The organism is Pseudomonas sp. MD195_PC81_125 (genome assembly GCF_014060985.1).
In the GTDB taxonomy this organism is placed as follows: Bacteria; Pseudomonadota; Gammaproteobacteria; order Pseudomonadales; family Pseudomonadaceae; genus Aquipseudomonas; species Aquipseudomonas parakoreensis.
The window spans coordinates 1-788 of the sequence record NZ_JABULD010000960.1 but is presented as its reverse complement, the minus strand read 5'-3'; the positions used below and the strand labels follow the sequence as shown (position 1 = coordinate 788).

General features: G+C 55.2%; 2 pseudogenes. One reads left to right on the top strand and one right to left on the bottom strand.

Annotation, left to right across the window (positions count from 1 at the left end):
* Window positions 1-221, bottom strand: a pseudogene (pyrE, locus tag HT737_RS30590) (orotate phosphoribosyltransferase); the annotation flags it as partial.
* Window positions 222-303: 82 nt separating this feature from the next.
* Here pyrE and HT737_RS30585 point away from each other — a divergent pair.
* A pseudogene (locus HT737_RS30585) lies at window positions 304-788 on the top strand (exodeoxyribonuclease III); the annotation flags it as partial.

Below are 788 nucleotides of genomic sequence, written 5' to 3'. Positions count from 1 at the left end.
CCTTTGTAGGCCGGGCCAAACAGGACGTCGAAGGATATGCCGCTTTCGGCGATGGCTGCCGCGTAGAAACGCCCCAGTTGCGCCAGGGCCGATCCCGTGTTGAACAGGCCGGCGTTGAAGAAGTAAGGACTGGTGCGCCCGGACTTCAGGGTGAACTCACCGAAGCGCAAAACGCCGCGATCGATGGCAAAACGAATGAAATCGCGCTGATACGCTTGCATGAAAAAAACCCCAAATACCACGGATTTAGCTAATTAGCTTGACGCCGTGTATCATACACGCACGCGATTTTTGGGGCCATTTATGCGGATCATCAGTGTGAACGTCAATGGTATTCAGGCGGCAGTCGAGCGTGGTTTGCTCAGTTGGCTGCAAGCTCAGAATGCCGACGTCATCTGCCTGCAGGACACCCGTGCCTCCGCCTTTGAACTGGATGACCCAGCCTTCCAACTGGATGGCTACTTCCTTTATGCCTGCGATGCTGAAGTCCCTGCCCAAGGTGGCGTGGCTTTGTATTCGCGGTTGCAACCGAAGGCTGTCATCAGCGGTCTCGGTTTCGAGACGGCCGACCGCTACGGGCGCTACCTGCAAGCAGATTTCGACAAAGTCAGTATTGCTACCTTGCTGCTTCCTTCGGGGATGAACGGTGATGAGGACTTGAACCAGAAGTTCAAGCTCATGGACGATTTCGGCAAGTACCTGGACAAGCAGCGGCGTAAACGTCGCGAGTACATTTATTGTGGCTCGCTGTACGTGGCGCAGCAGAAAGCTCGACATCAAGAACTGGC